Origin of the sequence: Parashewanella spongiae, from assembly GCF_004358345.1 — a bacterium.
Classification (GTDB): domain Bacteria; phylum Pseudomonadota; class Gammaproteobacteria; order Enterobacterales; family Shewanellaceae; genus Parashewanella; species Parashewanella spongiae.
On sequence record NZ_CP037952.1, the window covers coordinates 3,566,313 to 3,586,985 of the forward strand.

Here is a 20,673-nt window from a genome sequence, read left to right on the forward strand (position 1 = left end):
GTAAACCTTCACCAGCATGGTGTTGACCGAACGCTGGTGAAGGTTTACTAAAAAAGCACGAGTCTAGTGACTTACGGGGCTTTCAGCGAGTGTCAAAATAAAACTGAGGTTCTAACGGTGCTCAGTGAGCATTTTTTCAAGCGAAGCTTTAAAATCAGCACCTAATTTAGGGTCGTTTAAACCGTACTGAACAAAGGCTTTAGCATAACCGAGCTTATCGCCACAGTCGTGTGACTTGCCCGACATATGAAATGCTTCAACCGTTTCTTGCTCAATCAGCATATCAATGGCATCGGTCAGCTGAATTTCATCCCCTGCACCAATAGGCGTCCTTTCAAGCAAAGGCCAAATGTTTTGCGAAAGTACGTAGCGACCAACGACCGCTAAATTTGATGGTGCTTCATCAACAGCAGGTTTTTCTACCATACTGGTAATTTTAGTTGAATCCCCTGGGTATAAACCCACACCATCACAATCGGCAATGCCGTACTTATTCACCTCATGATCTGGTACGGGTGTAACCATAATTTGGCTTGCCTGAGTTTCAACAAATCGTGCTTTCATTGCGGCAAGATTTTCAGTTTCTTGGCAAGCTGTATATTCATCTAAAATAACATCTGGTAAAAGAACCATAAATGGATTATTACCAATGCAAGGCTTTGCACATAACACCGCATGCCCAAGCCCCTTCGCCTCACCTTGGCGAACGTGCATAATGGTGACGTCTTTTGGACAAATGGATTGTACTTCTTCTAACAGCTGACGCTTAACACGTTTTTCCAGGGTTGACTCAAGCTCATATTGCTTATCAAAGTGATTTTCAATGGCATTTTTACTCGCATGAGTAACCAAAACAATTTGCTTTACGCCTGCCTCAACACATTCATCAACAATGTATTGAATTAATGGCTTATCAACTAAAGGTAGCATTTCCTTTGGGATGGCTTTGGTTGCAGGCAACATCCGGGTTCCTAAACCTGCAACAGGAATTACTGCTTTCATTTAACTTATATTCCTTCAATTAATGGATATATTTGTAACATAGTGAACTTGTCGCTACACCAAGTAATATTGAGCATTCAGTAGCTATTTATTCTTCACACTTTCATGCCCGAGAAATCGGGTATCCAGTGACTTCACCTTCTGCGGCATAACTGCAAAAGCAGGAATCTAGCGGTTAAAAGACAAAGGCGCAGGATTCTCGATTAAAACATTCGGGAATGATGTTGGATCGGTTATCACTGTTCAATCATCTTCATTGTGTTTGGGCACTAGAGTGACAAAGAGTACGAGAACAGCAAAAAAATCAAACCGAGTAAAATTCTTTATACCATTTTACCAATTCAGCAACACCTTCTTTGATTGAAACCTGTGGCTTATAGCCAGTAGCGTCAAACAAATCTTGTGTATCGGCAAATGTGCGATACACATCACCAGGCTGCATTCCACGAAAGTTCTTCTTGGCCACAATACCCAATTCAGATTCAATGGTCTCAACAAACTCCATCAAATTAATGGGTGAACCATGACCAATATTAAACACTGCATAAGGTGCTGAGCTGGTTGCAGGCGTACCTGATTCAACATCCCAAGTATCATTACGATTAGGTATCACATCGGCAATACGCATGATGCCTTCAACAATGTCATTCACATGCGTAAAGTCACGCCACATGTCACCATTGTTATTGATGTCGATTGTTTCACCATTGATGATTTTATTGGTGAAAATAAACGGCGCCATATCAGGTCTTCCCCAAGCACCATAAACGGTAAAAAATCGTAATCCTGTTGTTGGAATATCATAAAGGTGCGAATAGCTGTGCGACATCAACTCATTGGCTTTCTTGGTTGCTGCATATAAAGATACAGGATGGTCAACCGAGTCTGCAGTTGAAAACGGCACTTTCTCATTTAAACCGTAAACAGAACTTGATGAAGCATAAACCAAATGCTTAACCTGAGTTTGTCGACAACCTTCAAGGATATTCAAATGCCCCACTAAATTTGAGTCAGCATAAGCATGTGAATTTTGAATTGAGTAACGAACACCAGCTTGAGCCGCCAAGTGAATCACTTTATCAAATTTTTTTTCTTCAAAAAGTGATGCGATGGCCTCTCTGTCTTCCAAATCCATTTTAATAAACGTAAAGCTTTCGCTTTCAATGCGCTTTAGTCGAGCTTCTTTTAACGATACATCATAATAGTCATTCATATTATCAATACCGATAACACAATGCCCAGCTGCTGTTAAGCGCTCTACAACAGCATTACCAATAAAACCTGCTGCACCCGTTACTAAATATTTCATAATTTCACCCATAAAAAAACCAGCAAACAGCTGGCTATTTTGTCTAATCTACTTCAACTTTAGGTTAACAAGTCTTAATCGCTACCAAACAGGTCGCGCGTATAAATCTTGTCTGCAATATCTTTAATATCATCGACCATTCGGTTGGCTACAACCACATCACAACTTGATTTAAATGCATTTAAATCTTTAATCACTTCAGAATGGAAAAATTCGTCTTCATCCAATACTGGCTCATAAACAACAACCTCAATACCCTTTGCTTTCAGTCGCTTCATAATGCCTTGAATCGAAGAGGCTCTAAAATTATCAGACCCTGATTTCATGATTAGGCGATAAATACCCACACGCTTTGGATTTTTCGCAATGATAGAATCAGCAATAAAATCTTTGCGAGTCGTATTAGCATCAACAATGGCGCTAATAATATTGTTAGGTACTTCTTTGTAATTGGCTCTTAGCTGCTTAGTATCTTTAGGTAAACAATAACCTCCATAACCAAAAGATGGATTATTATAGTGACTACCAATACGAGGATCTAAACCTACTCCTTCAATAATTTGACGAGAATCTAAACCATGAGCCTCAGCATAGCTGTCTAGCTCATTAAAATAAGCGACACGCATTGCAAGATAAGTGTTAGAAAAAAGTTTAACCGCTTCGGCTTCAGTAGAATCAGTAAAAAGGACTTCGATATTTTCTTTTATCGCTCCTTCAGCCAGCAAATTAGCAAACCTCTTAGCACGCTCGCTTTGCTCACCCACAATAATTCTTGAAGGGTGTAAGTTATCGTATAATGCTTTACCTTCACGTAAAAATTCAGGTGAAAAGATGATATTATTGCAATTAAACTTTTCTTTAATTTCTATTGTATAACCAACAGGAACAGTAGATTTAATCACTATTACTGCATCAGAATTAACTTCAAGTACGTCTTTTATTACCGTTTCTACTGAACTGGTATTAAAATAGTTTGTTTCTACGTCATAATCCGTAGGTGTTGCAATAATGATAAAGTCAGCATTTTTGAATGCTACATTTTTATCAGTGGTTGCGATGAGGCTAAGAGATTTAGTTTGTAAATAGTCAGTAATTTCAGCATCAACTATAGGTGATACTTTATTATTCAATAAGTTAACTTTTTCTTGAATAACATCTAAAGCAGTAACTTTATTATTTTGTGCTAGTAGTACAGCGTTTGACAGACCTACGTAACCTGTACCTACAATTGTAATATTCATAAACTCAACTTCTTAATAAGTGTTGACTAACTAGAAGCTTGAAGTAAAACTTCTCGAATAACTGAAGCTGTTTTACTTACTTCACCTTCGGTAAGGGTTGGATGAACTAAAAACATCAAGCTTGTTTCGCCAAGTTCAACAGCATTAGGCAAGCGTGTTTCAGGTCGCCAAGGGGTGCCATCAAACGCTTTTTCTAAATATACTTCTGAGCAACTACCTTGAAAAGCTGCTACACCCTTCGCAGTAATTTCAGTAACTATACGATCACGCGTCCAGCCCGTTTTTAATTTTTCTGGCCTAACGAATAAATAATGCTTATACTCTGCATGCGTCGAGTAATTAGGTACATCAACTACTCTCACACAATTAATATTTTCTACAGCCTCATCAATTGCATTTGCATTAAATCGACGTTTAGCAGTCCAGTTAAGCATTCTTTTTAGTTGAATACGTCCAATAACGGCCTGCATCTCGGTCATTCGCCAATTAGTACCAAAACTTTCATGTAACCAGCGGAAACCTGGGAGATGTTCACGGTTATAAATAGCATCAAAACTTTTACCATGATCCTTATAAGACCACATCTTCGACCAAAGTGTTTTGTCATTGGTAGTGACCATTCCACCTTCACCACCAGTTGTCATGATCTTATCCTGACAAAAACTCCAAGCACCTATATGACCAATACTGCCAACTGATTTACCCTTGTAATTAGCGCCATGTGCCTGAGCACAATCTTCTATAACATAAAAACCATGTTTATCTGATAAAGCCATAATTTCATCCATTTCAGCAGGCATTCCTGCCAAATGAACAACAATAACAGCTTTAGTTTTTTCTGTTAAAACTGCTTCTATTGAGTCAGCAGTTATATTCTGACTGTTTAAATCAACATCAGCAAAAACAGGGGAAGCACCAGACGTTACAATAGATGAAGCAGAAGCCAAAAAAGTACGAGGCGTTGTAATAACTTCATCACCATCACCTATGTCCATTGCCTTTAAAGCTAATTCCAGTGCAAGAGTACCGTTTCCTAAAGCAACTGCATATTTGACATTAGACCAAGCCGCGAATTCTTTTTCGAACTCACGACCTTCTTGACCAGTCCAATAATTAACTTTATTTGAAAGTATTACATTAGAAACAGCATTAGCTTCTTCTTGCGTAAAAGAAGGCCAAGGAGAGAAAGGGGTATTTAACACAGAGACACCTTGATAGTTTGTTCTTTGAATTTGTCTAATGGTTTTGCAGGGGTACCGATAACAATTTGATTATTCGAGATATCATTGACTACAGTTGAGCCTGCACCAACAATAACTTGATCACCAATATTAATTAACTGTTTAACTTGAGCGCCGAGCCCTATCCATGAAAGTTCACCAACAGTAACTCCGCCAGCTAAATTAACTCCTGGGCTAATATGCACACCATTACCAAGCTTACAATCGTGATCAACCGTTGCGCTGGTATTAACGATACTAGCTACACCAATGCTAGCAAATGAATTTATAACTGCATTTGCCATTACAACCGTTCCAACATCTAACTCGGAGTACCGGCTAACGATAGCAGAGGGGTGTTTAAGCACCGAAAAATTTGCACCTTTTGCTTGAAACTCTATTTGCTTTTTAAGACGAATAGTATTGTCGCCAATAGCAATTACAACAATGTCGTACTGACTAACTAGCGCTAGTAATCTTTCTGAATTGCCTAATACCAACCAATGATGCACCGTCTTTAACTCAGGCCAAGTATCATCAAAAAAATCGACTTTTTTATAACCATTTAACTCCGCAATCTCCGCAATCACCTTACCATGACCACTGGCTCCGAGAATTGCACAACTATTCATTATTATTACCTCTGAAAGGTTCGATAGTGGCATGACCATCTGCAGAAATCCCTTCTTTAATTAAGACTTTTTTTACTGTTAAAAGCAGAATTCTAATATCTAAACAAAAAGTTTGATTTTCTACATACCATACATCAAGTTCAAACTTTTGTTCCCAACTAATAGCGTTACGGCCGTTAACTTGAGCCCAGCCAGTTATGCCAGGTCTTACATTATGACGAGAAGCTTGCACTTTGCTGTACAAGTGCAAATACTGAGATAAAAGAGGCCGAGGACCCACCAAACTCATGTCACCTTTGAGCACATTCCATAACCCAGGTAATTCATCTAAACTACTTTTTCTTAAAAACGAGCCAAATGAATTCAATCTTGCGGAATCGTCGCCTACAATATCAACCATAGTACGAAATTTATATATATTGAATAACTTCCCATTTAATCCTGGTCTAACCTGTATAAATATAATCGGTGAGCCCATAAATATATAAACAAGTAAGCAAAGTAAGCAGAATATTGGTGAAAGAATTAGTAAAGCAACTGAAGAAACGAATATATCAAACAACCTCTTTAACATCTAAATACCTAATATTTCAAAAATATGTCTATTAACATTATGAACACAATATTTTTCTGAAGCTAGTGCATAAGAATTTTTACCTAAAGATGTAACTAAATCTCTATTATTCAGAAAATGTTCGCATGATTTTTCCAGACTACAGGTTGACTTAGTAGTAATTAAATATCCATTATATTCAGGTAAGACAGTTTCTCTGCACCCGACTGAATCAGTAGTAATTATTGGCATACCACTTGACATGGCTTCAAGTATTGTTCGTGGTGTACCTTCAGGGTAATAAGAAGGCAAGACAAAAATATCACATTTGTTAAGAATCGTGTATACATTGTCAAGTTTTCCATGGAAAATTATATCTCCATTCAAGATATAAGGTTGTAAATCACTAGACAGAATATCACTACCCTCATCGAACCAACCAACCAAATGAAACTCAACATTTTGATAAGTTTTTTTAATGTTCCTTGCACATTCGAGGAAGTGCATAACTCCTTTAGGTTTAATAATTCTTGAGACCATTACAAACCTCAACGTATCTAGTGCAGTTAGATATCGTTTCCGGAAAGGGTAATGAGCTAAATTCACGCCACTTCCATTTGTTATATTCATATTATCACTTCGAAGAGAACTACTTTCTAGGATCATATTTTTATCATCATTATTCTGAAAAAGAATATTTGTACTGCAATACAAACCTAATTTAAACAACGAACGTGCACAATATGAAATTAAATAACTTTTAAAATCAGTAAATGAACGAAGATTAAAAGTTCTTATTGAAGAAAAAGACTCTCCTAAACCTGTTACTAAGCTAACTCTCAGCGGAACTTTACACAAGAATGATGCGATCGAGGAATATATTACTGGCTTAATTGTATACGCAAGAACAATACTCGGTTTTATAGATCTAATCTTTTGAATCAGACTTAAAAAGTATTTTATATCTGAAAATATATTAATACCTTTCCTATCCATTTCTACATTAACGAATTCGGCACCTAAAGCAGTAATTTTTTCAATTAAAACATTATCACTTGATGGTGCTAAGCATGTAACTGACCATCCCTCATTTACAAACTTAGTAATTAAATCTCCGCGAAAAGTGACTAATGAAGGCGCATAAGAACAAACGAATATAATTTTCTTTTTCATAATTTATTACTTATACATACCAAACTTATTAATAATACCATGATAAATACCTTTAAGCATAAATTTAAACCTAGAAAACTTATCATCAAAAACAACTAAGTAAATAAAAAACTTAACTGGCATTTTAAGTAATGTTTTCAGTTTGAACTCAAACGGAACATAGTTTAACCTGAACAAATAAAACCAGTTTCTAAATGAATAATAATAACGTATCGGACTGCCTTTCCTTATTGCCAGACCAAAAAAATTGATATCTCCTTCGCCAAACAAATGACTCATTTTAATATTAAGATCCATTAAATTAATAAATCCGAAATTAAGTATTCGCCATGACCATTCATGATCTACTGAATCAATAAAAAGTTCGTCTTTCATCAGACCGCACTTTTTGACAACGCCTACATTTGTTACTGAACCTGATGAGATTAAACAGTCTAACTGAGTATACCGAGTATCCAACCCCACACACCCTTGACCATAACAAGCCGATTTTATTGGATAATCAACACCAGTAGCTTTATTGACAGGTAAAGGCCCTAACAAGCCGACAGGTATTTTTTTACTTAACAAAGCATTAAATGATTCTGACATTCTCAAAATAAAGTTAGTGCTGACCTTACTGTCTTGGTCAAAGAAAAACACTTTATCTAAATCATTTTCACTAGAATTCAATATTTTCTTTAAAGCAAAGTTTTGAGCAGTTGCAATACCTAAGTTACTTCTTAAAGGTAGGTAGGATATTTTATTATCATCATATGAAGATAATATATCATAATTATTGGAACTAGAGTTATCCACAAAAAAGGTCATGTCAGATTCATCAACAATCTCGACATAATCATCGATAGTCGATGTTTCTTTTGGATTATACAGTATAACTATGGAGTAAATCATTTACTAACACCTGAATTTCTAAACTTATATAAATTATTAATATAGATATTAAAATACAATGGAAAGAATATAACCCACATATAATCAAACTTTGCTAAATATGGATTACTACCATTTGCAATCAAAAAACTCAAAAAACCAGATACGATACAGAGTATCACTATTTTTTCATTAATATAGACATGTTTTAGCTTCAATTTATGAAGCAGCGAAAGTGTGATATAACAAACTCCAAATAAATAAAAAATACTGCCAAATGTTCCATACTGGAAAAGAAATGAGAGATAAAAAAGTTCGTATGCCCAAGGTTGTTCTGGTGACCTGATATATTCACCAACAGCCCCAGCACCTAATCCGAATATGGGATAGTCTGCATACCCATTATAAAGTGAAAAAAACTGCATTAACCTTTCATAATTATCAGCATTTGTTTCAAAATCAGTTATTGTTTTAATATTTTCGACAACAGAAACCATGCTGAACTCAGTGAAACTTAAAACTAATATAATAGCAATTATTATTAATGATGAAAGATAAAATATTTTTCTGGAAAGCTTTTTTGAGTACAACTTAAAAAACATCATGGGTGGAATAATAAAAAGTACTGATAAGAACACTGAAACAAAAAAAGCTCTTCGCCCACTAAGTATTACTATAATAAACATTAATAATAGAAGGGTTAAGTCAATATAACTTGCGTTATCATTGAGCATGTAATAACAAAAGAAAAACGGCAGCAAAAACAGTAAACTTCCAACATTAGGTAATGTGAAGATCAAATGTGTTGAACCTGAGTCAATAACAGCCAAATCACTATACACATTGAGAATTAAGTGATAAAAAAATTGGCCATCTAATCCAAAAAATGAAGTAAGAAACGCTAATTGAACAAACACCAGAGACCACGAGCAAATTTTAAAGAATCGGATTACACTTCTCCCCTCCATTTCATGTTGATATAAAAAACTAAAGAAACAAAATAAAAGCGGATAGACAGCCATAACAGATAAAAGAGGCAAAGCACCGGGGTTACCTAGAAGTAGGGCCGTAAAGACTCCAAGACAAACCAATAAAACTAAACATTAATATAAAAATCAAATTATATTTTGCATAAGTAATATTAAATTTACATCTGCAAAAATATATAAATGAAAAAAAAGTGTAACACAAATCAAAAATAATTTGAAACTTTGGAAAACTATCGGAAAAACCAATGAAAAGTACACAACTGAACAAAAAAGAAATTTTGCTATTCGATAATCGATTTGTCTAGACATTCGTTTTTAACCAAGTGAGAGTCAGAGCAAGTAAGCATTTTGCAGAATAAGGCTTCTTCTTTAAAGCTTTTAAATAGTAACTTCTTGCTTTCTCATAATCACAGAACTTATGAATTGCTCTACCTGTTGTGAAGTACACATCAAACTTTGACTTGCTGCAAGAGGTTATGAAAGTAGAACTGGAAATAATTTTTTTATACAAGCCCTCTCGTTGACGAATCTGATAGTCAAATTTATCTTGTTTAGCAGACATATCAGAGTGTTGACGATAAGCACAAACTAAGTCATCGTGGAATCTGAATAAGCCATTATCAGCAACATCTAGCCAAAGTTCCCAATCAGGAATTGTTACAATATTAGTTCTGTGAAAATCAATATCATGAGACCAACGAAACATTGCAGCATGAACGGGAAATAGATTTGTTATTAATAATCTACTAGAATATGAACCATTTTTGTCTGGGTTATGAATCACTGACTCGCTTGTTACTTTAAGTTCCTCATTACAGATGTGTGAGCGACCAAAAACCAAAGATACTTTGTCATTAAGAGAATTGAAGTAAGAAACTTGCTTTTCGAGCTTAGACTCATAAAGAATATCATCCGCATCTAATAAAACAAAATATACCCCACTAGAGAATCTTAAACCATTATTTCTTGCAGATATTGCACCTTGATTTGATTGGTTAATTAGCTTTATGTTCTGATATTTCTTTTTATAACGCTCGACGATATTACCAGTTGAATCAACAGAGCCATCATTGACAACAATTAACTCCCAATTTTTATATGTTTGCGAAATCACACTTTGAATACAATCATCTAAATATTTTTCAGCATTATATGCTGCAACAATAATGCTAACCTTTTCACTACTTTTCATTATGTAAACCTAGCTTATTTTGTTGAAGTAATATTTCTTTAGTAGTTATTTCTTTTTTCCAATCAAATATTGCTTCAGTAAGATCACTATTTTTTTTATTTTCTAATTCTTTCACTTTACAAATGAATTTTGCTGGAACTCCCGCATAAACGCTATCCGAAGGTACATTCTTTGTAACTACTGAATTTGACCCTATAACACAATTATCACCTATTATCACACCTGGCATGATGACGGCGCCATAACCAATAAACACTTTATTGCCTATTATTACTTCTTTGAAAACGTATTTCCCAGTGGTTGGTACTAAACAAGCATCATGAGTTAATATTACAGCTTTAGGAGCAATCACACAGTGGTCGCCAATAGTTATTAGCTGGGGTGCTATACCATCTAGATTATCCAGTGAGTACTGACAAAATTGACCAATTCTCAAGTTTTTATATTTTTCAATTTTGTTTTCATTTAACTTTAGAAAGATTCGTTTAATTAAATGTACAAATCGCATTAATTTTCACTCCGTAAAAATAAAACCTTAAAATCACAAACCAACTTATCCAAAAAAAATAGCTTTTTAAACATAAAGTAAAAAATAATAAGTGTCGAAAAATAAATCATTACTCTGCTACCAAAACTAATAGCATCAGCATATACTGGAAATCCAATCGTGATTAAGAAAAACATTAAAACAAAGAAAGTTGCCATTTTCTGTTTTACATATTTATTTATGCATATAAGTTCATTAATTTCTTTATAAAAAAACAATTGCGAAATAAAAATGCCCATTAACATAGAAAACGGAATAGCAATAATACCCCACGGCCTGAATAAGCAAACGGATAAGAATAGCGTTACTACTGCGTTAACAATAAAAATTCTGGTTGCATTGGATAAACGATCATTAACTATAAAATAAAGCGAATATATTCTTGAACTACCTAATAAAACTAGGCTTAATGCCGATAATGAATAAAAAAAGAAACTAGGATATAACTCTGGTTTTGCTATTAAAGACTGTAGTTCTGGAGAAAATAACAATATGAAATATGAACAACAGTAAGTTGTAATAGTAACTAGAAGTAAACCTATAAATGTATTGTTTTTATTCTGCTCAAACGATTCTTTTTTTGCTAATACCGGGAAGAGAAGTGAACAAAATGGATTTATGAATATCCCTCCTAGTAAAGCGATTGACATACTAACACCATACATAGCAAGTTGATTCAAATCACCCATGTTAGGTATTATCAGCCTACCTATATTATTAATAGCCCAAATTGAAAGTACTGAAAAAACTAGTGCAAGTGCCATATATGTATTAGATCTCAACCAGTAATAAGACTGCATTTCAAAATAAACCCAGAAAAATTGCTTAGAAAATCTAGCACCAAAAATCAATAAAGAAAACTCGAAAGTAATCATTACACTTAAAACCATTATTACTGAATTAAAGTAAAATCCGATTACAACTGAAAGCAATTGACCGATATATTGCAATAGCTGATAAACAGAATAATGTGTTAGTTTATTCTTTGATTGAAAATAAATTAAATTTCTGCAACTTAAAGTATAGATGACAGAATAGATTACAAAAAAATATACAAAAAAAGGCTCTATACTCCCACCCCAAAGTTTACTTAAGTAAATATTTGGAAAAAGAGTTCCTATCAATATAAAAATGAAAATCGATGAATAAGTTACATAGTTTAGAGCATTAGAATAAATATACGAGTGGGTATTATTTATAGAGCTTTTTACAAAAGGACCGTCAAAGCTTAAAATTGACAACTGATATAAAATCACTGAAAAAACTAAAATTTGAGTTACAACTACATAGGATTCGTTACCCATCAAAATAAGTAGCTTTATTGAAACAAGCCCTTTAATTACTGCAAAGAAAATAGCTAAAGCTTGATAAAAGAATGGATTTTTAGTCAATGTAAAAAACTTAAAATTCATCCTTCCCCCTAATAGGTACAGCTAACTCATCTTTCTTTGAAAGGATAGGTTGTCCAACTAAAGGCCATGTGATATTTAATTTTTTATCATTCCAAGATAGAGAAATCTCTGATTTTGGATCATAATAATTAGTGCATTTATAGACAAATTCTGCTTCCTCACTTGTAACATAAAAGCCATGAGCAAAGCCTTCTGGTATCCATAACTGTCGTTTGTTCTCGGCCGAAAGATACTCACCAACCCATTGTCCATAAGTAAAAGAATCTTTGCGAATATCAACTGCGACATCAAAAACCTCGCCAGAGACAACACGGACTAGTTTTCCTTGTGTATTTTTAGTCTGATAGTGTAAACCACGCAAAATTCCTTTCTTGGATTTTGAATGGTTGTCTTGCACAAACTCTGTAGGTTTACCTGTAACTAATTCTTCAAACTTCTTTTGTTGCCAAGTTTCCATAAAGAAACCTCGCTCATCTCCAAACACTGTTGGTTCAATAATTTTTACATCAGATATATGTGTATCGATAACTTTCATTTTTTATCCAGTATAGGCCGCGAGGTTATTTAACACTTTTTTCCAGTCACTTGCTGTAATGGAAAAATGTTTATAAATTTTGCTGGTATTTAAGCGCGAATTATTCGGGCGCCTAGCAGGTGTTGGATATTGATCCGTCGTAATACTCTCAAGCTCTATATTATTAGACAAATATCCTTGATGCATCGCATTGTTAAAAATCACTTCTGCAAACTCACACCAACTGACATGAGGCAAACCAGAGTAATGGTATATACCATATTTAATCTGCGTTTCTTGAGTAATCTTTTTAGCTATGCAGAGTAACGCATGAGCAATATCTCCTGCGTAGGTAGGCCCTCCAAATTGATCGCCAACGACACTTAACTTTTCGCGCATGGCACCTAAACGAAGCATTGTTTTAACAAAGTTATTTCCGTTCTCACCAAATACCCAAGCGGTGCGAAGAATAATATGCTTATGGCAAGCCTCAGCAACAGCTAATTCACCGGCTAATTTACTTTCACCGTAAACACCTTGAGGGTTCGTTGAATCACTTTCAACATACTCATTCAGTTTGTTGCCTTCAAAAACATAGTCTGTAGAAATATGCAAAATTGAGGCATCGATTCTTTGTGCAGCTTGAGCAAGGTACAGAGGCCCATCACGATTGATAGCAAAACACTGTTCAACATCATCTTCTGCTTTATCTACAGCCGTATAAGCCGCCGCATTGATGATAATAGTTGGCTTAAATTTATTAACGACTGCATTGACAGCCTCTCGATTGGTTATATCAAGCTGTGTTTTATCCAGCGCTAATAACGTTGCTGCTTTTTCATCAGTTAATTGTTCCTTAAGGCAGAAACCAACTTGCCCATTGGAACCGGTAAGAAGTACCCGCATTAGTTAATTACTTCCCTTTCTTTTCCGACACAAGACGCAGCAAATATTGCCCGTATTCATTTTTTAACATCGGAGTTGCTATTTCCGCTAATCGTTCAGAGCTCAACCACCCGTTTCGCCATGCAATTTCTTCAAGGCAAGCGACCTTTAATCCTTGTACGTTCTCAAGTGTTTGAACGAATGACGCAGCTTCATGCAGGCTTTCATGGGTCCCTGTATCTAACCACGCAAAACCACGTCCCAATAGCTCAACATTCAACGACTCGTGATGCAAATACATTTCATTAAGCGTAGTTATTTCTAACTCACCACGATGCGACGGCTCGACCTTTTTAGCAAGTTCGACAACTCGATTATCATAAAAATATAACCCCGTTACGGCATAGTTCGATTTAGGATTCGCTGGTTTCTCTTCAATAGAAACTGCTCTCATATCAGAATCAAATTCAACCACACCAAACCGCTCAGGATCTTTTACTTGATATCCAAATACTGTTGCCAAACCGCTTTTTGTTTTCTCTACCGCATTCAGTAATTGTGCACTGAATGATTGGCCATAAAAAATATTATCACCAAGAACTAAACAAACAGAGTCATCACCGATGAACTCTTCACCAATTAAGAAGGCTTGTGCAAGGCCATCAGGCGATGGCTGGATTGCATACTCAAGATTTATGCCGTAATCACTGCCGTCGCCGAGTAAACGCATAAAACCAGCTTGGTCTTCAGGTGTTGTAATGATGAGAATGTCTCTAATACCCGCTAACATTAATGTTGATATAGGGTAATAGATCATTGGCTTGTCATATATTGGCAACATCTGTTTTGATGTACCACGTGTTAATGGATATAAACGAGTACCAGAGCCACCGGCCAATACTATGCCTTTCATTGAAAATCCTGCCTTTTGAGTCATCGAACTCAAAAATAAGTAAGCTAAACAAAACCAAACCCACTGAATACCCAGGTCTATGGTAATCCAGTGTCGTTCGAAAATCGATTGAATTCTGTATACACAGAAGTGATAAGGCTACAAACCTAAACGTTCTCTTTGATAAGAACCATCTTGAACATTTTTACACCAAGCGCTGTTATCAAGATACCATTCAATTGTCTTACGTAAGCCAGTTTCAAAAGTTTCTTCTGGCGTCCAATTGAGTTCATTGCTCATTTTTGTTGCATCAATAGCATAACGTCTATCATGACCTGGACGGTCAGCAACATAGGTAATTTGCTCTGTATATAAAGAGTCTTTTGGTACCAACGAATCTAAAATGCTACAAATTGCTTGTACCACTTCAACATTTCGTTTTTCGTTATGCCCGCCAATATTGTAAGTTTCGCCCACTTGCCCTTCAGTAACGACTTTATAAAGCGCCCTGGCATGATCTTCTACATACAACCAATCACGAATTTGATCACCTTTACCATAAATAGGTAAATCCTTACCTTCTAATGCATTAAGAATGACTAATGGGATCAATTTCTCAGGAAAATGGTATGGACCATAATTGTTGGAGCAGTTGGTTACCATTGTTGGCAATCCATAGGTACGTAACCATGCTCTCACTAAATGATCGCTTGATGCTTTTGAAGCCGAATATGGACTGCTTGGCTCGTATGATGTTTCTTCTGTAAATAGTGGTAATTTATCATCGTCCGAAACTTCATCGGGATGTGGCAAATCGCCATAAACTTCATCCGTTGAAATATGATGGAAACGAAATGCTTTCTTGGCATCAACCGATAATCCATTCCAATATTCACGGGTTGCTTCAAGCAGAGTATAAGTACCGACAATATTAGTTTGAATAAAATCAGAAGGGCCAGTAATTGAACGATCAACATGTGATTCAGCAGCTAAATGCATAACCGCATCAGGTCGATGTGTTTTGAATACGCGGTCTAATTCAGTAGGGTCGCAAATATCCACTTTCTCAAAAACGTAGCGTTCGTTTCCTTCCACACTTTTCAATGATTCAAGGTTACCTGCATAAGTCAATTTATCGACATTGATGATGCTATCTTTGGTATGATTAATGACATGACGAACCACTGCAGAGCCAATAAAGCCTGCACCACCTGTGACTAAAATCTTCATTCTTGCTTCCGAACTGGTTAAATTTGAGCTAAATATTGACAATATTTAGTTTCAAAAATTGAATTTATTCATCTCAGAGACTCAGACATTTAACTATACCTGAGACACTTTTCATTCATTTTGAGACAGGTTAAATCACGCTATCCATTGTAAACCCTAGCTTTTACGGTTTTGTCAAAAACCGTCCCAATAGGCTAAAATTTTTAATCTTCTTTTTTAACAAAATGTCTGATTAAAACAATCATTACACCTAGCATCCCACCTAGCATTGTCCCTAGAACACAAATTAGTGCTCTTTTAGGTTTTGATTTTTCTTCTGGTACTAGTGCCGGATCAATGGTTTTGAATATGTACTCATCACGAACATCTGCAAACATGATTGTTTTTGTTTGTTCTTCAATCAGATTAAACAGAATTGACTTAATATCTGCAACATTGGTTTGCTTGATCTGAGAGTTTAAGAAGGTAATGCTCTTTTTTGCTTCAGTAACTTCGCGAGTTTTCATTACTTGGTTGATATCTTGCACTAGCCAAGTAACCCATTTTTGCGCAATATACGGTGATTGGTGCTCTATCGAAAGTGTTACCATGCCACTTTCTTTATCTTTGCTTACATTCAATATTTTTACAAAATTTTTGTAGGCTTCTTGCATCGAAGGTTCTGGTTTAAAAGGTGCTTTTACTTCACGAGTCCACTTTTTATTTTCAATGTCATATATATCAGCATCATAACTAATTGTATTCGCATCTCTATTCCACTTTTTTACGGCCATTAAATCCGCAAGGATATCGTGTTTTTCAATGAAGTTACTGGTGAATTGACGCGATTTAATGATTTCAACCGCAAGCTGACTGTTATCGCCTGCTCCGCCACCTAAATTAATACCTGCTAAACTTGCTAGGCCGCCAAACTGCCCAGCTAAAGCAGATAGTCCTCCTCCACCTTTTGTTTCTGAAACCGGTGACAACAAAGCTTCTGATTTATAAATATTAGGTTGTTGTAAAGCAAAAATGACCGAGCCAATAGCAAACACTACTGTTATTGCGATGATCAACCACTTTCCTAACCAGATAACAGAAAATAGTTCTTTTAAATCTATTTCATCATCTTGGAAGTTGTTTAGTTCAGGTAGGTTTTTGTTCATATTTATTCTTAGCCAATTAATGCTTGCTCTCGCGAGTATAAACATATTAATAAAAGGAGTTTAAAGCGCTCCTTTTATGAAATGATTTGTTTAACTGATACTTAATTATTGATTCGAGCAACTGATGCAACGGCCACAGCGCTGTTATAAATGATTGAAGTAACTTGCTGCCACAGTGTTAGTCTATCTTTATACTCTGTATCTAATGGTACCACTATTGTATCGCCAGGCATCATTTTAGTGCCACTTTCTAACCAGTTAGACTCAGGGAATATTACCGAACCATTAGCGCGAAGAATATATGCTCTATCTTCGTCAGCTCGCTTACGAGAGCCGCCTGCTTTTGCTAAGTAATCATCAAACTCGATACCACTGATAAAACGATGAGTACTTGGATATTGCACTTGCCCCATCACTGAAACAGTTTGGTTTCTCGACGGAATAAGTAATTCATCATTAGCTTCCAAAACAATATCAGAAGACTGTTGACCAGTAACAATTGAAGGAAGATCTATACTTAGCCTACCTAGAACCTCGACATTTTGTAATTGATCTAACATCAGTTGTGCTTCTTGAAATCCGATTGTAGCACCATCTTTCGTCAATGCTTTTGCTGCAATTTCACGCCTTAATTCATCAGCAAGCTGAACTAGCTCACGTTCTTCTTTTTCTTTTACAGACGCTCTTAAAAACACCGCGCCAAAAGGAAACGCATCTTCTGTTAAACCACCAGCACGTTCGATAACATCTTTCATCGATTCACCACGCTGAATACTATAGGTACCAGGGAAATGAACTTCACCTTTAATAGTAACCCAACGAGTTTCTTGCCAATCTGGTAATGTTCGAACCGTTAATACATCTCTTGACTGTAACTTGATGTTTTGTGAGGAATCGTTTTCCATAACCCCGTTTAGGTTTAATTGGCTATGTAATACTTTGACGCCAGTATCCGGCAGAATAACTTGCCTTGTGAGCTCTGCAGCTCTAGTGTAACTGCCTTCTTCCATTCCGCCTGCAGCTGAAATCAACTGTTTAATTCGAGAGCTTTTAGCGTATGGATAGTATCCAGGAAATCTTACATTACCGTTAATTTCAACAACTTTTGCAGGCTGGCCATGTCGCGTTTGTTGGCTCAATTTATTGAGAATAGGTTCTAGTTGTTCTGCACGGTCTGCATATTCAAAAATAATGATGCTATCTCGAGGTTGCAGTTCAATATTATCTTTTGATTGTTTATCATTAATAGCATTACCTATAGAGAATTGTAGGATTTCGATATCACCTCGATGATTAATTTCACGTGATATTAATGAATAATCAAGATCCGCATTTGCTTTCAAACTACCACGTACTGATGTGAGTAAATCCGAGACTTTCATGCCCTTACGCCATTGATATTGGCCCGTTCTGATCGCTGAACCAGAAATTTCAATTGCATTTTCAACTCGCTCAGAAACTTGATCAACGCGAATAAAGTCACCATTTTTAAGCTGTAATTTTTTTCCGGAAATAGTTGTCATATCTAATGATACAACCGATGTCAGTCCATTACGGTTAAAGCGTTGAATGTTTACACCCTCGGTAAATGCATTCGGTTTAAAGCCACTCGCCATATTAATAGCTTGCTGTACTGTTTCACCTTGCTTAATTTCATACATGGCTGGCCTAAGTACTTCACCACTTACGCTAACATGACCACCACGAGAAGGAATGAACACCACATCGCCAGCTTGTAAACGTCGGTCTCCTGAGGCATCACCCTTTAAAAGCAGATCGTACAAGTCTAAGGTTGCTGCAATTTTTCCCGCACGCTTTAACTGAATATTTCGCAGCGAGCCAATTTCATTTAGTCCACCTGAAACAAATAAAGCTTGGGTTATAGTAGCTAAACTTGACACAGTGTAAGAACCCGGTTGATACGCATCACCCGTTATAAATATCCGAATAGAACGAAGCTCACCCATACTGACGTTTGCCTCTACGCCAATCATGGTTTCGTTGACTTTACCTATTAATTTATTACGCACTTGTTCAAAATTAAGACCCACTAAGGAAATGGGACCTAAATTTGGAAATTGAATATTCCCATCACGACCTATTGTTAGGCTATATTCAGCGCTTTCTTTCCCAATAAGCTGAATATTTAATATGTCTCCAGGGCCAACCATATAGTTGGAAGGAATTGGTACATCAGTTACCGGCGCAAATGTAGTTGGACTACTCGCGAACATTTCGTAACCGAAAAATTTAAGTTCTCTTTCTTTTTTTTCTTCATTAACGCTCGCGAGCCCTGGCAGACTTATATCTGTTCTACAATAAAGTTTTGTATCTGAGTCAACCTGTTCAACACCTGACTTCACAGTTGAGTCTTCTTTTTTGCGTAAATCGTATTTTTTCTTCTCATATCGATTTAGCTTTTGATATGCATCTCTATTCAAACATGAATCTGAGCTATTTATGCCTTGTTCTCTCGGTTTAACTAACAATGGTGTTTCAAGTTTCGTTGAAGCATTACTTCCAGAGAAAGAGCCAAGATCTACACCATATTGTTTTGCAAGTTTTTCTTGTTCTGATTTTGGCAAGTTTTTGAACTGCTCAAGCATTTGAGGTGTTGGTGTTATCGCATTCGCGTGGAACCCTGCCAAAGCAGTAACTGCTAGACCGAAAGCAACTAATTGTTTTGCTTTTTGAAACACGTTAAGTCTCCAGATGATTGATTCAGACATGGTTAATTTGCTAATTACAAATAATTTTAGATTGCAAATGTCAGATGCAAATTATTTTAGCTTGAGATTAATAAATTTATGATTTTTGTTGTAACTCGATACACGAAGTTATTCATACAGTCAGCTTTTAAGTGCTACCAACCCACGTGGCGAGCCATAGGCTCTTCGGCGGTAGTTTATGGAATGAAACATTCACTCCACTGCCTTTCAGACACGCTACCGCCCATAGATTACGGCTTCAACTTGCCCTTCGCAATGCGAAAATATATATTTTTTGTTGTAGCTAATAGTGATTATGTATACGTGTTTTTTGAATATACATAATCATTACTAGATTGTTTATTCTACCTTATAGCTAAGCCGATTGCTGTTCGTAAAAACACCATTCGATACAATTTTGTCAATAAATTTTCTTTCAAAACTTTGCACTTTGTATTGAAAAAACAAGTTCAATATCACAATGATTTAAGCGCTGATTTTTTCAACAAATTCATCAACAACATGAACTCTTTTCATTTGCCCCATTATCTTTAACAAAACAAAGCACCTTTTTTCACCGGATTTTTCATCAAAGACTCCTTCAATGTTTTTAAAAGGACCATCGATAAATCTAACTTCATCACCTTTCATAAAAAATTCATCAGGTATTGCTTCATTAAGCTGTTTGGTGACATTAAAACGAATGGATTCGATTAACTCATCATCGAGTGGCGTCATCTTTTCTTTGCAGCCAACAATTTGGCTAACACCACGAGTTGAGTGTATGCGACTAACAGGAACTACCTTGGGATCAAAACGAATAAACAAATAGTTGGTAAAAAGAGGCACTTTTACTTCAGTCGTTTTACCTGAGCGTAATTTTTTTTGCTCTTTATATAAAGGTAAATATGTTTCAATTTCTTGGATTTGTAAATTTTGCTGAGCTCTTACTTCACTCTTTGGTTTACAATATAACAAATACCAAGCTTTCATTTTCTTTTCCTTCTCATAAACTGAACCCGCGGCAATCCACTGTCGCGGCGGATGATAATATCAAACATATTGACGCTTATGAAAGAGATTTATCACAAAAAAATTAATAATTTTACAACGGTTAAATTTCCTTCGATTAACCCTCTAAATATTAGCTGATTAT

General features: G+C 35.8%; 19 protein-coding genes. All 19 read right to left on the reverse strand.

All coding sequences use genetic code 11. The features are described from left to right. Positions 1–111: 111 nt before the first annotated feature. Positions 112–1,002, reverse strand: coding sequence for a UTP--glucose-1-phosphate uridylyltransferase GalU (galU, locus tag E2I05_RS14040; protein ID WP_121852777.1), 891 nt, complete (start codon positions 1,000–1,002; stop codon positions 112–114). A 304-nt stretch (positions 1,003–1,306) separates the two neighbouring features. Continuing rightward, positions 1,307–2,311, reverse strand: a complete 1,005-nt coding sequence (locus E2I05_RS14045; protein WP_121852811.1) for an NAD-dependent epimerase — start codon at positions 2,309–2,311, stop codon at positions 1,307–1,309. A gap of 74 nt (positions 2,312–2,385) precedes the next feature. Beyond that, on the reverse strand, positions 2,386–3,552 hold the full coding sequence (locus E2I05_RS14050) for a nucleotide sugar dehydrogenase (protein ID WP_121852778.1): 1,167 nt from the start codon (positions 3,550–3,552) through the stop codon (positions 2,386–2,388). 26 nt (positions 3,553–3,578) lie between these two features. Next, a complete protein-coding gene (locus E2I05_RS14055; protein ID WP_121852779.1) occupies positions 3,579–4,754 on the reverse strand; it encodes a DegT/DnrJ/EryC1/StrS family aminotransferase in 1,176 nt (391 codons plus the stop codon). Next, a complete protein-coding gene (locus tag E2I05_RS14060) occupies positions 4,748–5,404 on the reverse strand; it encodes an acetyltransferase (protein ID WP_121852780.1) in 657 nt (218 codons plus the stop codon). Before E2I05_RS14060 ends, E2I05_RS14055 begins: the two co-directional genes overlap by 7 nt. Next, a complete protein-coding gene (locus E2I05_RS14065; protein WP_121852781.1) occupies positions 5,397–5,978 on the reverse strand; it encodes a sugar transferase in 582 nt (193 codons plus the stop codon). The genes E2I05_RS14060 and E2I05_RS14065 overlap by 8 nt, the downstream gene beginning before the upstream one ends. Beyond that, positions 5,979–7,130: a glycosyltransferase family 4 protein gene (locus E2I05_RS14070; RefSeq protein ID WP_121852782.1), complete on the reverse strand. Its 1,152-nt coding sequence runs from the start codon at positions 7,128–7,130 to the stop codon at positions 5,979–5,981. Positions 7,131–7,136: 6 nt separating this feature from the next. Beyond that, positions 7,137–8,024, reverse strand: coding sequence for a glycosyltransferase family protein (locus E2I05_RS14075; RefSeq protein ID WP_121852783.1), 888 nt, complete (start codon positions 8,022–8,024; stop codon positions 7,137–7,139). Then, positions 8,021–9,094 (reverse strand): hypothetical protein, encoded by a 1,074-nt coding sequence (locus E2I05_RS14080; protein WP_133309706.1) that lies wholly within the window; start codon positions 9,092–9,094, stop codon positions 8,021–8,023. The genes E2I05_RS14075 and E2I05_RS14080 overlap by 4 nt, the downstream gene beginning before the upstream one ends. Before the next feature lie 199 nt (positions 9,095–9,293). After that, positions 9,294–10,184, reverse strand: a complete 891-nt coding sequence (locus E2I05_RS14085) for a glycosyltransferase family 2 protein (protein WP_121852785.1) — start codon at positions 10,182–10,184, stop codon at positions 9,294–9,296. Next, entirely contained in the window at positions 10,174–10,692 is a 519-nt protein-coding gene (locus E2I05_RS14090; RefSeq protein ID WP_121852786.1) for an acyltransferase, read from the reverse strand. The genes E2I05_RS14085 and E2I05_RS14090 overlap by 11 nt, the downstream gene beginning before the upstream one ends. After that, the gene (locus E2I05_RS14095; RefSeq protein ID WP_121852787.1) at positions 10,692–12,143 is read right to left on the reverse strand and encodes an MATE family efflux transporter; all 1,452 of its coding nucleotides are present in this window, start codon (positions 12,141–12,143) and stop codon (positions 10,692–10,694) included. The genes E2I05_RS14090 and E2I05_RS14095 overlap by 1 nt, the downstream gene beginning before the upstream one ends. Next, positions 12,133–12,678, reverse strand: a complete 546-nt coding sequence (gene rfbC, locus E2I05_RS14100; RefSeq protein WP_121852788.1) for a dTDP-4-dehydrorhamnose 3,5-epimerase — start codon at positions 12,676–12,678, stop codon at positions 12,133–12,135. Before rfbC ends, E2I05_RS14095 begins: the two co-directional genes overlap by 11 nt. A 3-nt stretch (positions 12,679–12,681) precedes the next feature. Then, positions 12,682–13,563, reverse strand: coding sequence for a dTDP-4-dehydrorhamnose reductase (gene rfbD / locus E2I05_RS14105; RefSeq protein WP_121852789.1), 882 nt, complete (start codon positions 13,561–13,563; stop codon positions 12,682–12,684). Positions 13,564–13,570: 7 nt separating this feature from the next. Continuing rightward, a complete protein-coding gene (gene rfbA, locus E2I05_RS14110; RefSeq protein ID WP_121852790.1) occupies positions 13,571–14,455 on the reverse strand; it encodes a glucose-1-phosphate thymidylyltransferase RfbA in 885 nt (294 codons plus the stop codon). Positions 14,456–14,593: 138 nt separating this feature from the next. Continuing rightward, complete coding sequence (gene rfbB, locus E2I05_RS14115; protein WP_121852791.1) at positions 14,594–15,664, reverse strand: dTDP-glucose 4,6-dehydratase; 1,071 nt, start codon at positions 15,662–15,664, stop codon at positions 14,594–14,596. Positions 15,665–15,867: 203 nt separating this feature from the next. Next, positions 15,868–16,809: a Wzz/FepE/Etk N-terminal domain-containing protein gene (locus tag E2I05_RS14120; RefSeq protein WP_121852812.1), complete on the reverse strand. Its 942-nt coding sequence runs from the start codon at positions 16,807–16,809 to the stop codon at positions 15,868–15,870. A gap of 101 nt (positions 16,810–16,910) precedes the next feature. Beyond that, the gene (locus tag E2I05_RS14125) at positions 16,911–19,508 is read right to left on the reverse strand and encodes an SLBB domain-containing protein (RefSeq protein ID WP_121852792.1); all 2,598 of its coding nucleotides are present in this window, start codon (positions 19,506–19,508) and stop codon (positions 16,911–16,913) included. A gap of 495 nt (positions 19,509–20,003) precedes the next feature. After that, a complete protein-coding gene (gene rfaH, locus E2I05_RS14130; RefSeq protein WP_121852793.1) occupies positions 20,004–20,510 on the reverse strand; it encodes a transcription/translation regulatory transformer protein RfaH in 507 nt (168 codons plus the stop codon). Between the last annotated feature and the right edge of the window lie 163 nt (positions 20,511–20,673).

What these genes read in the sequence shown, in the direction of transcription:
- galU (WP_121852777.1), bottom strand. Translation starts at nt 1,002, where the DNA reads ATGAAAGCAGTAATTCCTGTTGCAGGTTTAGGAACCCGGATGTTGCCT.
- E2I05_RS14045 (WP_121852811.1), bottom strand. Translation starts at nt 2,311, where the DNA reads ATGAAATATTTAGTAACGGGTGCAGCAGGTTTTATTGGTAATGCTGTT.
- E2I05_RS14050 (WP_121852778.1), bottom strand. Translation starts at nt 3,552, where the DNA reads ATGAATATTACAATTGTAGGTACAGGTTACGTAGGTCTGTCAAACGCT.
- E2I05_RS14060 (WP_121852780.1), bottom strand. Translation starts at nt 5,404, where the DNA reads ATGAATAGTTGTGCAATTCTCGGAGCCAGTGGTCATGGTAAGGTGATT.
- E2I05_RS14065 (WP_121852781.1), bottom strand. Translation starts at nt 5,978, where the DNA reads ATGTTAAAGAGGTTGTTTGATATATTCGTTTCTTCAGTTGCTTTACTA.
- E2I05_RS14070 (WP_121852782.1), bottom strand. Translation starts at nt 7,130, where the DNA reads ATGAAAAAGAAAATTATATTCGTTTGTTCTTATGCGCCTTCATTAGTC.
- E2I05_RS14075 (WP_121852783.1), bottom strand. Translation starts at nt 8,024, where the DNA reads ATGATTTACTCCATAGTTATACTGTATAATCCAAAAGAAACATCGACT.
- E2I05_RS14085 (WP_121852785.1), bottom strand. Translation starts at nt 10,184, where the DNA reads ATGAAAAGTAGTGAAAAGGTTAGCATTATTGTTGCAGCATATAATGCT.
- E2I05_RS14090 (WP_121852786.1), bottom strand. Translation starts at nt 10,692, where the DNA reads ATGCGATTTGTACATTTAATTAAACGAATCTTTCTAAAGTTAAATGAA.
- E2I05_RS14095 (WP_121852787.1), bottom strand. Translation starts at nt 12,143, where the DNA reads ATGAATTTTAAGTTTTTTACATTGACTAAAAATCCATTCTTTTATCAA.
- rfbC (WP_121852788.1), bottom strand. Translation starts at nt 12,678, where the DNA reads ATGAAAGTTATCGATACACATATATCTGATGTAAAAATTATTGAACCA.
- rfbD (WP_121852789.1), bottom strand. Translation starts at nt 13,563, where the DNA reads ATGCGGGTACTTCTTACCGGTTCCAATGGGCAAGTTGGTTTCTGCCTT.
- rfbA (WP_121852790.1), bottom strand. Translation starts at nt 14,455, where the DNA reads ATGAAAGGCATAGTATTGGCCGGTGGCTCTGGTACTCGTTTATATCCA.
- rfbB (WP_121852791.1), bottom strand. Translation starts at nt 15,664, where the DNA reads ATGAAGATTTTAGTCACAGGTGGTGCAGGCTTTATTGGCTCTGCAGTG.
- E2I05_RS14120 (WP_121852812.1), bottom strand. Translation starts at nt 16,809, where the DNA reads ATGAACAAAAACCTACCTGAACTAAACAACTTCCAAGATGATGAAATA.
- rfaH (WP_121852793.1), bottom strand. Translation starts at nt 20,510, where the DNA reads ATGAAAGCTTGGTATTTGTTATATTGTAAACCAAAGAGTGAAGTAAGA.